This is a genomic window from Agrobacterium sp. rho-13.3 (assembly GCF_033957765.2).
Classification (GTDB): domain Bacteria; phylum Pseudomonadota; class Alphaproteobacteria; order Rhizobiales; family Rhizobiaceae; genus Agrobacterium.
The window spans coordinates 2616546-2634299 of sequence record NZ_CP192774.1 but is presented as its reverse complement, the minus strand read 5'-3'; the positions used below and the strand labels follow the sequence as shown (position 1 = coordinate 2634299).

Genomic DNA, 17754 nt, shown 5'->3' with positions numbered 1-17754 from the left:
TGGAACTATAGCGCTCAAATGGTGACAATGCTGCTTGGCATCAAGGCAAACCGCGTCTAGTTAGCGCATCGGCGCGAAAATCGGAGTCGATTTTCGTAAAGCACGATGCGTAAATTTAGATAGTTGGAGCGCTGTGCGCTCCAACGGGAAAAATTTGTCAAAGAAGGTCTGGTCATGGAAATCGAAGCACGCCTTGAAGATGTCTTGCAGCGGATTGCAGCGGTTGCGGAACAAGCAGATCGTAAACCGGGCAGCGTCAGCCTCGTTGCCGTTTCAAAGACTTTTGAAGCCGATGCCATTCAGCCGGTGATCGATTGCGGCCAGCGCGTTTTCGGTGAAAACCGCGTGCAGGAAGCGCAAGGCAAATGGCCAGCGTTGAAAGAAAAGACTGAAGGCATTGAGCTGCATTTGATCGGGCCGCTGCAATCCAACAAATCTGCGGACGCCGTGGCGCTGTTTGATGTGATCCAGAGCGTGGACCGCGAAAAGATTGCCCGGGCGCTGGCTGATGAATGCCAGAAGCAGGGCAGGGCGCTGCGTTTCTACGTGCAGGTCAATACCGGATTGGAGCCACAGAAGGCGGGCATTGATCCGCGTGAAACGGCAACTTTTGTGACGATGTGCCGTGATGAGCTGAAGCTGACTATAGAAGGCCTGATGTGCATTCCGCCGGCCGATGAAAATCCCGGCCCGCATTTCGCGTTGCTGGCAAAGCTTGCCAAGGAATGCGGCGTTCAGAAGCTGTCCATGGGCATGTCGGGTGATTTTGAGACCGCTGTGGAATTCGGTGCCACCAGCGTTCGCGTCGGTTCGGCGATTTTCGGCACGCGCTGAACATCGTTTTTTTTCTAACAAAAAAGCCACGGTTCCTGTCGGGACCGTGGCTTTTTAATGAGTGGTCGGAGCCTAAGCCCCGAAACTCCTAGTCAAAAGGAATAGCCCTGTCCTTGCCGGTCAGCGTTGCGCCATCCAGCGACACCTCGATATCCGGCGATCCTGCGGTGCGCTTGACCGCGACTTCGCGAACTTTGCCCTCCAGCGTGATCTTGGCAGAGAAACCATCCCAGGCTTCCGGCAGCGACGGCGAGATATGCAGCTTGCCATCGATACGGGTGATGCCGAGGATGCCTTCGACGGCGGCGCGGTAGAGCCAGCCGGCGGAGCCCGTGTACCAGCTCCAGCCACCACGACCGGCATAGGCGCCTTCGCCATAAACATCCGCCGTCACCACATAGGGTTCGACACGGTAGGTTTCGGACGATTGACGATCAAGCGCGTGGTTAACAGGGTTGAGCAAAGAGAAGCACTTCCATGCATCTTCGCTGCGGCCCAGTTTTGCCAGCGCCAGAACGACCCATGTTGCGGCGTGGGTATATTGACCACCATTTTCACGTACACCCGGCGGATAGGCTTTGATATAACCCGGATCCTGTGGCGAACGTGCAAAGGCGGGGGTGAAGAGGCGGATGATGCCGGTCTTTTCATCGACCAGTTGTTTCATCACCGCATCCATAGCCTGAGCGGAACGCTGCTCCTCGCCTTCGCCAGACAGAACGCTCCAGCTTTGGCCGAGCGAATCAATGCGGCATTCTTCGCTGGTGATGGACCCAAGCGGAGTGCCATCATCGAAGTAACCGCGACGGTAATAGTCACCGTCCCAGCCTGCGGTTTCAAGCGCAGCACGGAGTTTGTCGCGGTGGGTTCTCCATTTCTCGACACGGTCGAGATCACGGCGCTCCTCGGCAATTTCGATGAAATCACGAAGGGTGCCGGCGAGGAACCAGCCGAGCCAGACGCTGGTGCCTTTGCCCGCCACACCCACACGATTCATGCCATCGTTCCAATCACCACCCAACATCAACGGCAAGCCGTTTTCGCCGGTGCGGTGAATGGCAAGATCAAGCGCCAGTGCCGCATGTTCGTAGAGGCTGACAGACTTTTCGCTGGTTTCCGGCTGGAAGAAGGCATCGTGCTGGCCGGGTGTCAAAGCCGGACCTTTGAGGAACGGAATGCTCTCCTCAAGGATGGCCTTGTCGCCGGTGGCGGCAATGTATTGATGCGCGGCATAGGCAAGCCACACCACGTCATCGGAGATGGTGGTGCGAACACCGGCACCCGTCAGTGGCAACCACCAGTGCTGGACATCCCCTTCCGGGAACTGACGTCCGGCTGCACGCAGGATCTGGCTGCGGGCGAGGTCTGGCTGATAGAGCAGGAAGGCAAGCGTATCCTGCAATTGGTCACGGAAGCCGAATGCGCCGCTGGACTGGTAGAAGGCGGTGCGTGCCAGAATACGGCAGGCCAGCGCCTGATACGGCAGCCAGTTGTTGACCATGTGGTTGAAACCGGCATCCGGCGTGGAGACCTGCAACTGGCCGGTAAAGCCGTTCCAGAATTCCTTGTTTGCGGCCAGCACGGCGTCGAAATCCGACTGGCGGATATCCTTGACCAGCGTGCGGGCTTCTTCAACCGTATCGGCATCACCCACATAGAACAGCACACGCCGCTCTTCACCCGGCTTCAGGTGAATTTCCTGCATGATGGCGGCGCAGGGTGCGCCATCCAGTTCCACGCTGCCGGAAAGGGCTGCACCGGAGACGACAGCCTGTGGTGCCTGCACCGAGCCGTAACGACCGATGAATTCCCGCTTGCTGGTGGTGAAGTTGCCTGCCGGGCTTTCCAGAGAGAGGAACGCGGTGCGGGCATTGTAATCGATACTGTAAGGGTTGGACGCAAACAGCGCGCCGGTTTCGTCATCATGGCTGCTGAGGATGAACGGTGCGGACTTCTGGGTGTTGTTTCCCAGCACCCACTCCACATAACCGTAGGTCTTCAAACGGCGGTTTTGTGTGCCGACGTTGCGGATGGTCAGGCGGGACAGTTTGACCGGCTTTTCACGGTCGACCGTTTGCGTAACCTCGATATCCAGACCGTCTTCAATGCTTCTGAAGACGGAATATCCAAGACCGTGGCGGGTCTCGAAAATTGCGTCCGGATTGCGCGAGAGTGCGGCGAACGGCGAGTGTATTTTGCCGCTTTCCACATCGGCCACATAGATCGCTTCGCCCGGACGGTTGCTGACCGGGTCGTTGCTCCACGGTGTCAACTGATAGTCGCGGGAGTTGCGGCTCCAGGTGAAGGCTGCGCCTTCGGCAGAAACGTGGAAGCCGAACTTGTCGTTGGAGATCACGTTGATCCAAGGCTGCGGCGTCGATTGGCCGCCGTGCAGGCGCACGACATATTCATCGCCGGTCTTGGTGAAGCCGCCGAAGCCGTTCCAGAAGTCCAGATCATGGGCATCTTCCACGGCCTCCCCTTGCGGGAAGGTCCGTGCTGGAAGGCGCGCCTGCGCCAAATCGCTGCCATCAGGCCCACGATGGGCTGCAAACAGGGATACGGCCCGGTTGACCTGATCCACGATCTTGCCGTTGCGAACGTGAAGAACCACACGGGATGCAGCCAGCAGCGCCGACCATGTTTCTTCGTCCATCAGGTCGCGACGCACGGAGAACACATGCGGTCTGCCGCCATCGGCAGGATTGATGCGGCGCTGCGCTTCGGAAATGAAATCCAGAGCGTGCTGCATATCCTGCGCGTAGGAGGCTGCGCGTTCATTGACGATGACCAGATCGAAAATCACGCCGCGCGAGCGCAGATATTCATGCGCACTCAAGGCTTCGCGGGCGATATCCATGTCCATATCGTCGTTGATACGCAGGCTGAAGATGGGGAAGTCGCCGGAGATGGCCAGCGGCCAGAGCGAACGCTGCGAGGCAAGACCGGTTTTCAGCGTATCGGCATCGGCACGCAGGTGCATGTCTGGATAGACAAGGTAGCGGGCCAGATGCTGGAACGCCGCCGCCTGCTGCGAGGTCACGCCCACATGGCGCATCTGCACCTGTGTACGGGTCCACGCATGCACCAGCTCATGCGCGAACGCATCCGGGTGGCGGTAACGGTCGATTGCCTTGTCCACTTCCTCGCGGCTTGGTGCGGCAATCGTCCAGAAAATGACGCTGACCTTCTTGCCCGCCGGTACACGCACCACGCGACGCAGCGACAGGATCGGATCAAGCGTAAAGCCATCCGTGCCGGACAGCGTCGCTGCCGGATCGAATGCCGCCGCTTCGCTGAGCGAACGTCCGCGTCCGATGAACTTGGCGCGGTCGGTTTCGAATTCGGTCGGACGTGCCGGGCCGGCATTGTCAGCGGCCAGATGCGCAATCACCGTGCTCGCTTCGCTTGGAGACCGCTTGTTGCGCCATGCCCGAATGACATCGCCACGCTTGCCGATTTCTGTCTGCACGAACATGCGCGAGAACAGCGGATGGGCGTTGTCATCATCCTCATTGGCAATGACGGGTTCCATATAGGAGGTCACTTCGATGTAGCGATCTTCCGAACCGACATTGAGCAAGGTCAGACGGCGGCCTTCGGCGTCATGCTCCGTAGCGACGATGCACTCTACCACGCTTTGCAAATCACCAACCGTCTTGTGGAACTCGGCCTTGTCGTCCGAAAAGACCGTTTTGGTCTTTTCGCCAACGGCAACGCGCGGTTCTGCGGTCGCACTCCACCAATCGCCAGAGACGGTATCGCGCAGGAACAGGAATGTTCCCCAACGATCTTCGGTCGGATCGGACTTCCAGCGAGAGATCGCCAGACCGTTCCACTTGGAATAACCCGCACCCGTGGATGTCAGCATGGTGGAGTAGTGGCCGTTGGACAGGAACACGACTTCGCGGTCGCGCACGGCCGGATCGGCGATGGTGCGAACTTCTGCGCGCAGAAGATCGGCCTGTTCCTTGCCGGGTGTTTCCGGCTCGTATTTGGCGCTCATGACAGGCACTTCGCGGGGTGCCTTTTCCTGAAGCAGCAGTTCTGCCGCTTCGATCACCGGGTCGGCGTGGAAGAGTTCACGGAGAATGCCGTCCAGCACAACGTTGGCCACAGCGGCAATCGACATGCCGTGGTGGTGGGCATAATAGTTGAAGACCACCGCACAGACCTTGCCGTCAGGCACGCGGGTCGGTGTGAAATCGACTGCATCATAGAAGCCGTATTTGCCGATAGCACCCAGCTTGCGCAGCTTTTGCAGGTTTTCGAGCGCTGCATCCGGATCATATTGCGAAGCCAGGATCGAGGCGTAAGGCGCGATCACCGCGTTCTGGCCGAGGCCGCGTTTCAGGCCCAACGTCGGCACGCCGAAGTTGGTATACTGGTAGTTCATGTTGTGATCGCGGGCGTTGAACGCCGCTTCCGAGATGCCCCATGGCGTGCCGAGACGGCGGCCGTGGTTCATCTGTTCCTTGACGATCAGATTGTTGGTCTGGTTGAGAATACCGCCGTGACGCTCCTGCATGACGAGAGGCGGCATCAGATATTCGAACATCGAACCGGACCAGGACACCAGCGCGCCCTGCGCACCGATCGGTACGACCTGACGGCCCAGACGATACCAGTGTTCTGTCGGCAGATCACCCTTGGCGATGGCAAACAGGCTGGTCAGACGGCATTCCGACGCCAGCAAGTCGTAGCAGGCTTCGTCCAGTTCCTTGCTGTCGACGCGGTAACCGATGGACAGCAGACGGCGATCCTTGCGGTACAGGAAGGCGAAATCCATCGAGAAAGCGAGATTGCGGCTGCGGTCGCGCAGCGAGTTCAACCGGTCACGCAGCGGATCGATGGTGGAGAGATCAAAGGCGCTGTCGGAAATATGCGCTTCGCAGCAATCGACCAGCGACTGTGCCCAGCGGGTCACTTCCGTGCTTTGCTCCGACTTCACCTCCAGATCGAGATTGGCTGCGAGCTTTTGAATATCGCGTGCCAGCACGGCCAGATTGATGACGCGGATGGACGCGAATTCGTGTTCGCGCTTCACCGAAGCAAGGGCGTTGGAGAAGCCGATGATGCGCTCTTCCAGACGGCGGTGCAGGGGACGCAGGTTTTTGCGGTCGTCCGGCAGTTCCTTCAGCGTTTCGCGCAGAATTCCGGCGACATCGCCAATACCATCCAGATTGCCCTGAAGATGGGCGGACGGCGCTTCCGCCCACTGGCGGCAGGCCGAGGAAATGGCGATCAGGTGACCGGCGAGGTTGCCGCTGTCGACGGCAGAAACATAACGCGGTCCGAGCGTCTGGAGCGTATCCGTGTGATACCAGTTGAACAGATGGCCGCGATATTTGTCCATCTTTTCAACCGTCTGGATGGTTTTTTCCATCCGCTCAACGGTCTCAGAAAAGCTGATCCAGCCGAACTGGCGGGCCGAAATCACCGACAGCAGGTAGACGCCGATATTTGTTGGCGAGGTGCGGCTGGCAACAACGGGCTCAGGCGTTTCCTGATAGTTGTCCGGCGGCAGATAGTTCTCACTGGCTGTGACGAAGGCTTCGTAATATCGCCATGTGCGGCGCGCAATCTTGCGCAATTCGCCGGAGACGTGTTCCGACACGAACAGGCGGTCTTCGGTTTCGGCGGACTGGCTGACATACCATGCGACAGCGGGCGAAAAGACCCACAGAAGCGCAAAGGGAAGGCCGACCAGAAACGCATTGTCGCCCGGCAGCGATGCAAACAGAAGGCCGAGCAAAGCAACGACCGGCGCATGCCACATCTGGCGGTAATAATCGAGAATGCTGCCCTGCGCACTGGACTGGATGCTGGCGGCGGTGCGCCATTCCAGCATCAGCTTGCCGCTGACGAACAGGCGGTAGAGCGAGCGCGCAATGGCATCCACCATCAGGCAGGCGCTGTCGGCGATGAAAACGATACGCAGAGCGACCTGCGCATTCGTCGCACGGATTTCTGACCACAGCGTATGGAAATGCGCCTGCGGAACGATATCGGTGGACCGGGGAACGATACCGGACAGCAAGGACAGCGTGGGCGAAACGAACAGCGAGAAGATCAGCAGGATCTGCCAGATCAGCGCGCCAAGCGGGCCCATATAATACCAGCCGAGAACCGAAGCGAGGAACCAGGCAACCGGTGTCAGCGAACGGCGAAGATTGTCGACCATCTTCCAACGGCCAAGGGCGGTAACGCCGCGCTTGGCGTCCATGATGTAAGGCAGAAGCTGCCAGTCGCCACGTGCCCAGCGATGCTGACGCGAGACTTCGACTTCATAACGGGTCGGGAAATCCTCAACCAGTTCAACGTCCGTTACCAACGCGCAACGGGCAAACGAGCCTTCCAGAAGGTCGTGGGAGAGAACGGCGTTCTCATCGATCCGGCCTTTCAGTGCGGTTTCGAAAGCGTCGACGTCATAAAGGCCCTTGCCGGTGAAGGTGCCTTCGGAGGTCAAGTCCTGATAAACGTCAGATACGGTGAAGACGTAAGGGTCAATGCCGCGATTGATGGAGAAGACGCGCTGGAAGACCGATGCGTCCTTGCCTGTAGTCAGCGACGGTGTCACACGCGGCTGGAGCAGGCCATAACCATGGATGACACGGCCCGTTTCGGGGTCGTGGACCGGGCGGTTGATGGGGTGGTGCATCTTGCCGACAAGCTTGGTCACGGCATCGCGCATAAGGCGTGTGTCGGCGTCCAGCGTCATCACGTATTTGACGTTGTCCGGCACCATGTTGGCGCCGTTGAGGAAGGTGGTGTCCTTGTCGCCACGCAGCAGCATGTTCAGTTCATGCAGCTTGCCGCGCTTGCGCTCCCAGCCCATCCAGCTGCCTTCAGCCGGATTGTAGAGACGACGACGATGCAGAAGGAAAAAGCGGTTTTTGCCTTCGGACGCATAACGCGCACCCAGAGCGGCGATTTCGCGCTTTCCATATTCCAGAATTTCGTTGTCTTCGTCTGATTGCTCGTACGGCGCATCGCGCCAGTCGCTGATCAGCGCGAAATAAATCTCGCCATGCGGGTTGGCAAGATAGTGGACTTCCAGATTGCGAACCATCTCGTCCACGGCGTCACGGCTGGTCAACATGCACGGCACGGCCAGCAATGTGCGGGCGTCCTGTGGAATGCCTTCCTTGAATTCGTAACCAACCAGACGGAAGGGTTTGACGAAGAAAGTCACAACCGTGTTGAAGAGACCCGTTGCACCTTCCGATGCAGGCACGGCAAACATCAGCAGGAATGCCGTAACCACGTACCAGGGCATACCGGCTTCTGCGAGGAACCAGCCGACAATGGCCATGACCAATGCCGTGACGGCGGTAACGGGAACGGCAACCGAAAGCCAGTTGAACCGGCGCATGACACGCGCAACGCGCTGCGAAAACAGCGGCTTGTAACCAATTCTGTCTTCCAGTTCCTGACGGCGTTCACCAATCAGGAAGCTGCCGACATTCGGCTCATGATGATATTTTTGATCTGAATTTGCTGTTTCCGTCACCATATCGACGGCAGTTTGCGCCACTTCGATTTCTGTTTTGGATGACCGGCGGGCCAACAGCTCCACCGTGTTGCGATAGGTGTTGCGCGATCCAAAATCGAGCGTCTGGTAGTCGGTATGCTCACGCAGGCCCTTGTCGATATGGCTGACTTCTTCAAACCAGACAGACCATTCCGTATCGTCGATTTCGCGCAGGCTCTTGACGATGTTGCCCATTGTCACATTGCCGGAGGCAAGGCGGTTATGTTCCGCCATCATGATGTTTTCAGCGTCTGTCCCGGCGCTGTGAAGGCGTTCTTCCAGCCAGTTCACCGCAAAGCCGGAGGTCTGCGAACCGTTTCTGAGGCGGTACAGGAACTGGGTGGAGAAGGTGGGGTCATCGACCAGATTGTCGATCTGCTTCAAAAGTGCAGCGGAGGCCTCGGCATCGTTGAGGCGGATGATTTCATCAACGACCTCATTGGCCTTCTGGCGCATACGGCGCGAACGCTCGACGCGGATGGAAATGCGGCGCAGGTTTTCAATCAGAACGAAACGCAGGATCGACGGTAGAGCCCAAAGCTCGCCGATCTGTAATGTTTTCGAAGTCTGATAACCCTCGACCAGCGCCGTCATGCTTTCGCGGGAAATCGTGCTGTGCGTGTGCGCCACGTAGAGCCAGGCAAGCGCCATGACGCGTGGTATTTCGGAATTGCCGATCTTGATCGTCGGAAGCTGGCGATAGAATTTGCGCGGAAAATCGCGGCGCACTTCCTGGATCGCTTCTTCGATGACGTAGTGGTTGTCCAGCAACCATTCCGCCGCGGGCGTTATCGTCTGGCCATTTTCGGAATCCACCGCCGTTGTGCGGTAAACGCGAAGGATTTCCTTCTCGTTTTCACGGTGGCGCGCGAAAAAATCGAATTCCATGAAACCCGGCAGGCCATCGGCACCGGACTTTGAGAGTTCGGCTCCGCAGTCCCTCAGCTCTTCAATGGTGAAGTAAACGGAGCGGATCGAATCATTGTGATCGATCTGCTTTGCTTCGGAATCACGGGCGGCGGCGGTCGGCGTAATATGAAATGACATCGGCTCGTATTCTGCACTCTGGTGAGGATCTGGTTTGACTTAACCGGAACTTGTTTCAGATTGCTTTTGGAAATTGAAACAACTTTGGCAGCTTTATTTCGTGCTGATCCTGAACCTTTGCTGAACCATCGCGAACCAGCGAACGATGATCGCATAAAACCGTGTTGCCCATTACCATGGTATTTCTGGGCAGAAGTCTTCACTTCTAAATAAAATCAACGATTTGGCGGAGAAGCAGCCGGTAAAGCGCGCGGTCGCGCCTCGCCATTCATGAGATACTTCGCAAACTCCCCCAAAGCGAAAACACGTCATGTCGCACTTTATCCCATCTCGTCACTGAACCCCTTGGATGTTCATGCCCTTTTGAAACGGCAGGACACCACCCGAGGGAGGGAATGGTTAAAAGCGCTATCAGTTCCATGCCACCTGTTTTGCTTCTGCGCAAGCGGCGAAATGGATGGGACGATATCGCGCTCTTGTCTTTCCATGCTAGCTCTATGAATATCTGCTGATGCGGCCCATCAAAAGCGGGTCGAAACGACAGCATTTGTTACAACACGCCGAGTTCCAAACATGACAATCCATTCCAAAAACACTGCCGCATTTGCCAATCACATGCCGGATGTGCTGGCGATACGCCACCATCTGCATCGCAATCCCGAAATTGGCTTGTCAGAGTTCAAGACCTCGGATTTTGTTGCCTCCCAACTGGAAGCGATGGGCTATGAAGTGACGCGCGGCCTTGCAGGCACCGGCGTTGTGGCAACGTTGCGAAACGGCACCAGCGGAAAAACCGTGGGTATTCGTGCCGATATCGATGCGCTGCCGATCCATGAGGATACAGGCGCCGAGTATGCCAGCCTCACGCCCGGCGTCATGCATGCCTGCGGCCATGATGGACACACCGCCATGCTGCTGGGGGCTGCCAAAATCATTGCCGAGCGCCGCAATTTCGATGGCACGATCCATCTGATTTTCCAGCCCGCCGAAGAAAACTTTGGCGGCGCACGCATCATGATCGAAGACGGCCTGTTCGATCGTTTTCCCTGCGACGCGGTGTTTGCGCTTCACAATGATCCCAGCCAGCCTTTCGGCCACTTCGTGCTGCGTGATGGGCCGATTATGGCGGCTGTGGATGAGTGTAGGATTACCGTCAACGGTTATGGCGGGCATGGCGCCGAACCGCAGAGCGCGCTTGATCCCATCGTCGCCGGTGCCAGCATCGTCATGGCGCTTCAGACCATCGTGTCTCGCAACATCCACCCGTTGACGCCGACGGTGGTGACGGTCGGCGCTTTTCATGCGGGCATAGCCAGCAATGTCATTCCCGAAACGGCGGAGATGCTGCTGACGATCCGCTCTTTCGATCCTGCCGCCCGCGACGAACTGGAAAAACGTATTCGGTTGATCGCCGAAGGTCAGGCGGCGAGCTATGGCATGGGCGTGACGCTGAATTATCAGCGTGGCTATAACGCCACCGTCAATCACAAGACCGAAACGGATTATATCGTTAATCTGGCGACGCGCTTTGCCGGGGCCGACAAGGTTTTGGAAATGCCGCGCCCGACCATGGGAGCGGAAGACTTTGCATATATGCTGGAGAAGCGTCCCGGCGCTTATTTCTTCCTTGGCACGAAGCGCACCGAGAAAGATCCACCGCTCCACCACCCGAAATTCGATTTCAACGACGATATTTTGCCGATCGGAACGGCGTTCTGGGTCGAGCTTGCAGAAGATTATCTGAAGGTCGCTTAAATGAAAAAGGCCGATCACTGATCGGCCTTTTCTCAAGGTCTTGATACGGGAGGATTAAGGTACCAGACCGAGGATGATTGCAGCAACGAAGGCAAAGCAGATGCCGACCAGGGCTGTATGGAGTGTCACGTGCCAGTCGCGCTGAGGCGCAGACGATGGCGTGAAATCTTTTACTTTTCCGGCTTTGGAATAAGACATCGCACCCTCCCTTGTTGATCTTAGGCCGCTTTAGGCGGCCCTCTGGTTCTCAGTGGTAGAATATCGCTATTTCCCAGTATTTCTGTAGAGATAATTTTCCATTTGTTGCGCCAATCGGGAAAAATACTGATCGTCACTTGCCTCCCAGCGCGCATCGATCTACCCGATTTGTCATTATCAACGCGCAACGACCATTTCCGGTTCAACACAAAAGTTAACGGCGAAGAGATTGGCGGATATCGATGTCATCATCATCGGGGCAGGGGTCGTGGGCCTTTCTGTCGCGCGCGACCTCGCGATGCGGGGTCGGTCCGTCATCCTGCTGGAAAAAGCGGGTGAGTTCGGCACCGAAACCTCGTCTCGCAACAGCGAGGTCATTCACGCCGGTCTCTATTATCCGAAGGGCAGTCTGAAAGCGCGGTTGTGCGTCGAAGGCCGGCACAAGCTTTACAAATTCTGCGAAAGCCATGGTGTGGGTCATCGACGTTGCGGCAAGCTGATCGTTGCCACGGATGTCGATGACATCAACCTTCTGGAAGACCTGAAGCGACGTGGCGTCGAAAACGGTTGCGATGATCTTGTGCTGATCGATGCAGCCGAGGCAAAGGCGATGGAGCCTGCGCTTTCCTGCAAAGCGGCTCTGTTTTCCCCCTCCACCGGCATCATCGACAGCCACGCCTATATGCTGGCGCTTCTGGGCGATGCGGAAGAGGCTGGTGCGGTGATCGCCTATCATGCGCCGTTTCTAAGGGCGGAAATCTGCGATGGTGGCTTCCAGGTTTTCGTTGGAGGTGCCGAGCCGATGCAATTGACCTGCCGGTCACTGGTCAATGCGGCGGGTCTCTATGCGCCAGATGTTGCGGGAAAGATCGACGGCCTTTCAGCCGACCATGTGCCTGTCGCCCGCTTTGCCAAGGGTTCCTATTTCTCACTGTCGGGAAAATCACCGTTTTCACGGCTGATCTATCCGGCACCCCATAATCATGGTCTTGGCGTTCATTTGACACTGGACCTTGGCGGCAATGCGCGGTTCGGGCCGGACGTGGAATGGGTCGATGCCATCGACTATGCCGTCGATCCACGCCGGTCAGCGGGCTTCAATGATGCCATTCGGCGTTATTGGCCCTCCCTCCCTGATCACGCGCTGGCGCCTGCCTATTCCGGCATTCGGCCCAAAATTTCAGGACCGGATGATCCGGCGATGGATTTCCGTATCGACGGGCCGCAAACACATGGGGTTGACGGCCTCGTCAATCTGTTCGGCATCGAAAGTCCGGGGCTGACGGCATCCTTGGCAATTGCCCCGGAGGTGTCTCGCCATCTCGTCTAGAGTATTTCCGCCTTTCTCCGAAACGCGAAAACGTTCTATCCATTTGTTCTAACGCATTATCCAGACGCAAAACCGCTTCGCACTTTTGCTGGAAATGCTTTCATCAGGCGAAACGCACCAGTGCCGATGCCATGACATCAGGATCGACATTGCCACCGGATGCCACGACGATGAGTGTGTCTGCTTCCAGCTCATCGCCATGAAACAGGGCTGCGGCCAGCGCAACCGCACCGCCCGGTTCAACCACGATCTTCAATCGCAGAAATGCCAGCACCATCGCCCTCAAAGCTTCGTCTTCCGTCACCGCAATGCCTTTGCCGCACAGGTTCAGCATCAGCGGGAAGGTGATGTTGCCGGGCTGGGGCGTGATAATCGCATCGCAGATGGAGCCTGCCAAAGCATCGTTGCGCTCGATTTTGCCTGAAGCCAACGAGCGGGCGACGTCATCGAATTTTTCCGGCTCGCAGGTTCTCACCTTGTAGGTCGGGGCTTTGGCGTCCAGCGCCAACGCAATGCCTGACGTCAGTCCGCCCCCGCCACAAGGAACGAGAACTTCGGCTTTTTCGATGCCCAGTTCTTTTCCCTGCTCGGCAATTTCCAGACCCACGGTGCCCTGTCCGGCAATCACCAGAGGCTCGTCGAACGGCTTGATCAGCGTCAGCCCGCGCTCTTGCGAGAGTTTCGCGCCGATGGCGTCACGGTCCTCTTTGGCGCGATCGAACAGCACGACCTCTGCGCCATAGGCCTTGGTATTTTCGATTTTAATTTTTGGTGCATCATGCGGCATGATGATGACAGAAGGCACGCCGTGCAGCTTGGCGGCAAGCGCCACGCCCTGCGCGTGATTGCCGGACGAAAAGGCGATGACGCCACGTTGGCGCACATCCGGTGCAAGTCCTGAAACCGCCGACCAGCCGCCGCGAAACTTGAACGAACCGGTGCGTTGCAGGCATTCCGCCTTCACGAAAATCTTTCGCCCTGCGATCTCGTCCAGAAAATGTGATGAGAGCAAAGGCGTGCGAATTGCCTGTGAGCCAATGCGCTGGCGCGCTGCTTCGATCATCGAAATATCTGTCATGCTGTCCCCGTGTCGTGATGTGTTTCAGCACCCACCATAAGCAGAAATTGCCACTGTAAAAGGGTCAAAAAAAATCCCCGGACGAAGCCGGGGATTATGGTTTGGGACAGGCGCTTTACGCCAGCGTATAGGCCGTCTTGACCGTGGTGAAGAACTCGGCCGCATATTTGCCCTGTTCGCGTGGGCCGAAGGACGACGCCTTGCGACCACCGAACGGAACGTGGAAATCCACACCTGCGGTTGGCAGGTTGACCATCACCATGCCCGCTTCTGCATTGCGCTTGAAGTGCGTTGCGTGCTTGAGGCTGGTGGTGGCGATGCCCGAAGACAGGCCGAATGGCGTGTCGTTGGCAGCCGCCAGCGCTTCGTCGTAATTCTTGACGCGAATGACGGCAACGACAGGTCCGAAGATTTCCTCCTGCGAAATCCGCATGTCGTTGGTCGCTTCGGTAAACAGCGCTGGCTGGAGGAAGAAGCCGGGGGTGTCGCGCTTGACGACTTCGCCGCCGAACGCAAGCTTTGCACCTTCGTTTTTGCCGATCTCGATGTAATCGGTGTCCTGCTTCAGCTGCTTTTCATCCACAACCGGGCCGACATGGGTGTCCTTGTCCAGCGCGTTGCCGACATTGATCTTCGACAGGCGCTCGGTAAGGGCTGCCACGAATTTATCATGGATGCCTTCGGTGACGATGAGGCGCGACGAGGCCGTGCAGCGCTGTCCGGTGGAATAAAAGCCGGAGTTGGCGGCTGCTTCAACGGCCACGCCAAGGTCGGCATCGTCCAGAACGACGAAGGGGTTCTTGCCGCCCATTTCCAGCTGGAATTTGCGGTTGAATGGCAGCGAGGACGCGGCAACGCGCTGACCTGTGCCTGTCGAACCGGTAAACGTGATGCCAGCCAGATCCTTGCTGTCGAGCATGGCCTGACCGACGACGGAGCCACGGCCCATGACGAGGTTGAGAACGCCCTTTGGCAGACCGGCGCGGTGCAGAATGTCAACGATCGCCCATGCGCAGCCCGGCACCAGATCGGCAGGTTTGAAGACGATGGTGTTGCCGTAGCAAAGTGCCGGCGCGATCTTCCAGGCCGGAATGGCAATCGGGAAGTTCCACGGCGTGATGATGCCGATAACGCCGAGCGGTTCGCGGGTGACTTCAACGCCGATGTTGGGGCGGGCCGAAGGAATGACTTCGCCTGCAAGGCGCAGCGCTTCACCGGCAAAGAAATCGAAAATCTGTGCGGCACGAATGGTTTCGCCGATGCCTTCGGCCAGAACCTTGCCTTCTTCCCGGGCCAGAAGCGCGCCCAGCTCTTCCTTGCGGGCGAGAATTTCGTCGGCCGTCTTTTTCAGGATCGCGTGACGTTCCAGAATGCCGGAGCGCGACCATGCCGGAAACGCCGCCTTGGCAGCAGCAATCGCCTGTTTGGCGTCTTCTGCGCTTGCCTGTGCGTAAAGACCAACGACTTCATTGGTGTCGGACGGATTGATGTTTTTCGAAGTGTCGGCTCCGATCCACTCGCCGCCAATAAGGTTCTGATGGATAGTCATGAAAATGCTCCCTTTCATGCTGAAGCGGCCGCTTCCATGCGCCACCCCGCCTTTATGAAAGACCTTTCGGTCATTGATTTATGACGCCGCACCAGGAAAATGATGCGGCGAAGCCGGCGGCGACCTTATGTCATATTATCTCTTGGCGAAAGTCACCATACGACAAGATCTGCAAATAATTCCCTGTGCGTTTTACCGCTGCCAGATTGAGCGGATATCACGTCCCATTTCGGCAATCCTGCCGATGGGCGCTCAATGTGCATATTAATATTGTCTTAGAAAGAGGTTTGGTGCGGAAATCGGATTCGGTATAGTCTTCTGATGAATGACGGTTGCCTTATGATGGCGCGAAAAACGAGCTAGAAACAGAGACAGGAAGTGGCAACGCGGACCATTTCCGTTTAATGCGAGAATAGCCAATGACGCTGGAATTCAACCATATCCGCCGCAATGATAACCTGCCGGGCAGGATCGCCGCTGAAATCGCGCGCGAGATCAATGACGCAAAAATGTCTCCGGGTGACAGGCTGCCCACGGAACTCATTCTTTCCAAGACATTCGGTGTCAGCCGCTCGGTCGTGCGCGAAGCGATTGCGCAGTTGCGCAACGAGGGTTTCGTGGAAACGCGCCAAGGGGTCGGCGCTTTTGTCACAGATCCGCGCCAGCGTTCATCGATTCGCATCGAGCGTTCCAAGCTGGATGATTTCGAAAATTTTCGTGACCTGTTTCAGTTGCGTATTCCGTTGGAAATCGAAGCGGCGGGGCTGGCGGCGATGCACCGCACACCGGCTGAGTTGAAAACACTGAAAGTGGCGCTGGATGCCATGCGCATCTCGCCAGACTGGCGAAAAGACGGCGTCGCTGCGGATCTTGATTTTCACCGAACCATCGCCGAGGCGACGAAAAACGGATATTTCGTGATGTTTATCGGGTTTATTTCCGAGCGGGTAACCTCGGCGATCAACACTGCATTTGCGCGTGCGGTCTTCGGCGATATTCTCAACGCCACCATTGACGAGCATGTTGCCATTTACGATGCGATTGCGGCGTCCGATGCCATTGCCGCCCGCGATGCCATGCGCGTCCACCTGTTGGGTGCGGCACGGCGCGTCAACCTCGAGCTTGAGACATTCGGCTGACATTCTACGCCTGTTTTTGATATCAAATTATTCTGGTTGTCAGACATCCGGACAATTGGATAGGGTGGCATGATTGGTCTACAAATTGGGAGGAAGAGTGTGGCTGGTGCAGGGATTGTCGATGCGAACGGGATTTTGCCGGAGGATTATCAGGATGCGCTTCTGATTGGTCGTGTGTGGTCGAAATCGGAGGGCGGGCCGTGCCCGGTGCTGTTCAAGGATGGTGTGCTTTACGATCTTTCGAAGGTCGCGCCCACGATGTCAGAGCTTCTGGAAAAACCGGACCTGGTTGCTTTGCTTGGGTCGGTGCTGGAATTTCCAGCCCTTGGCACGCTTGAGGCGTTTCTGGATGGCTCTGCCGGTGAGCTTCTGGCACCGAACGATCTTCAGGCCGTGAAAGCCGCTGGCGTAACCTTTGCTGATAGTATGCTGGAACGGGTCATCGAAGAGCAAGCCAAGGGCGATCCGCTGCGTGCGCAGGAAATCCGTGTCAAACTGGCGCCGGTTCTGGGCGATAATCTGAAAGGCTTGGAAGCCGGGTCGGAAAAAGCCGCCGAGGTTAAAAAGCTGCTTCAGGAATTGGGCGTCTGGTCGCAATATCTGGAAGTCGGTATCGGCCCGGATGCGGAAATCTTTTCGAAGGCGCAGCCTATGTCGTCTGTCGGTTGCGGTGCACTGATCGGCGTTCATCCGAAATCGCAGTGGAACAATCCCGAGCCGGAAATCGTGCTTGCTGTTGCCTCCAATGGCCGCATTCTTGGCGCTGCTCTTGGCAATGACGTGAACCTGCGCGATTTCGAAGGCCGTTCTGCCCTGCTGCTCAGCAAGGCGAAGGACAACAATGCATCCTGCTCCATCGGTCCGTTCATTCGCCTGTTCGATGCGAATTTCTCGCTGGACGATGTGGAAAAGGCCAGGATTTCATTGGCGGTCGAAGGCAAGGATGGCTTCACCATGACGGGTGTTAGCGCCATGGAAGCCATCAGCCGCACGCCGGAAAATCTCGTGTCACAACTCCTCAACCGCGATCATCAATATCCAGATGGAGCGGTATTTTTCCTCGGCACGATGTTTGCGCCGGTAAAAGACCGCCACGGCCCCGGTCTCGGCTTCACCCATGCCAAAGGCGACCGCGTGGAAATCTCGTCACCAAAGCTCGGCAAGCTGGTCAACTGGGTTGCCAGTACGACTGAGTGCCCGGAGTGGACGTTTGGCACAGTGGCTCTGATGCGCAATCTGGCGAAGCGCGGTTTGCTTTGACTTTTACTCTCCGTCATCCTCGGGACAAGC

Annotated in this window: 9 protein-coding genes; 5 read left to right on the top strand and 4 right to left on the bottom strand. The window is 57.3% G+C overall.

Annotated elements, in window-relative coordinates:
* Window positions 1-174: 174 nt before the first annotated feature.
* Window positions 175-834 (top strand): YggS family pyridoxal phosphate-dependent enzyme, encoded by a 660-nt coding sequence (locus tag RMR16_RS12800; RefSeq protein ID WP_320201123.1) that lies wholly within the window; start codon window positions 175-177, stop codon window positions 832-834.
* Between the two features lie 88 nt (window positions 835-922).
* Here the strand turns inward: RMR16_RS12800 and RMR16_RS12795 are convergent, their stop codons facing one another.
* Entirely contained in the window at window positions 923-9415 is an 8493-nt protein-coding gene (locus RMR16_RS12795) for a GH36-type glycosyl hydrolase domain-containing protein (protein ID WP_320201124.1), read from the bottom strand.
* A 573-nt stretch (window positions 9416-9988) separates the two neighbouring features.
* Between RMR16_RS12795 and RMR16_RS12790 the strand changes: the two genes are divergently transcribed.
* The gene (locus RMR16_RS12790; RefSeq protein WP_320201125.1) at window positions 9989-11170 is read left to right on the top strand and encodes a M20 aminoacylase family protein; all 1182 of its coding nucleotides are present in this window, start codon (window positions 9989-9991) and stop codon (window positions 11168-11170) included.
* A 54-nt stretch (window positions 11171-11224) separates the two neighbouring features.
* Here RMR16_RS12790 and RMR16_RS12785 read toward each other — a convergent pair whose 3' ends face one another.
* Window positions 11225-11368: a hypothetical protein gene (locus tag RMR16_RS12785; protein WP_320201126.1), complete on the bottom strand. Its 144-nt coding sequence runs from the start codon at window positions 11366-11368 to the stop codon at window positions 11225-11227.
* Between the two features lie 229 nt (window positions 11369-11597).
* Between RMR16_RS12785 and RMR16_RS12780 the strand changes: the two genes are divergently transcribed.
* Complete coding sequence (locus RMR16_RS12780) at window positions 11598-12698, top strand: NAD(P)/FAD-dependent oxidoreductase (RefSeq protein WP_320201127.1); 1101 nt, start codon at window positions 11598-11600, stop codon at window positions 12696-12698.
* Between the two features lie 103 nt (window positions 12699-12801).
* Here the strand turns inward: RMR16_RS12780 and RMR16_RS12775 are convergent, their stop codons facing one another.
* Window positions 12802-13776, bottom strand: coding sequence for a threonine ammonia-lyase (locus RMR16_RS12775; protein WP_320201128.1), 975 nt, complete (start codon window positions 13774-13776; stop codon window positions 12802-12804).
* 115 nt (window positions 13777-13891) lie between these two features.
* On the bottom strand, window positions 13892-15325 hold the full coding sequence (locus tag RMR16_RS12770; protein WP_320201129.1) for an aldehyde dehydrogenase family protein: 1434 nt from the start codon (window positions 15323-15325) through the stop codon (window positions 13892-13894).
* A 419-nt stretch (window positions 15326-15744) separates the two neighbouring features.
* On the opposite strand from RMR16_RS12770, the gene RMR16_RS12765 reads away from it, so the two are divergent.
* Together RMR16_RS12765 and RMR16_RS12760 are read left to right on the top strand one after the other, a co-directional pair.
* The gene (locus RMR16_RS12765; protein ID WP_320201130.1) at window positions 15745-16464 is read left to right on the top strand and encodes a FadR/GntR family transcriptional regulator; all 720 of its coding nucleotides are present in this window, start codon (window positions 15745-15747) and stop codon (window positions 16462-16464) included.
* Between the two features lie 99 nt (window positions 16465-16563).
* Window positions 16564-17724, top strand: coding sequence for a fumarylacetoacetate hydrolase family protein (locus RMR16_RS12760; protein WP_320201131.1), 1161 nt, complete (start codon window positions 16564-16566; stop codon window positions 17722-17724).
* The last annotated feature ends 30 nt before the right edge of the window (window positions 17725-17754 follow it).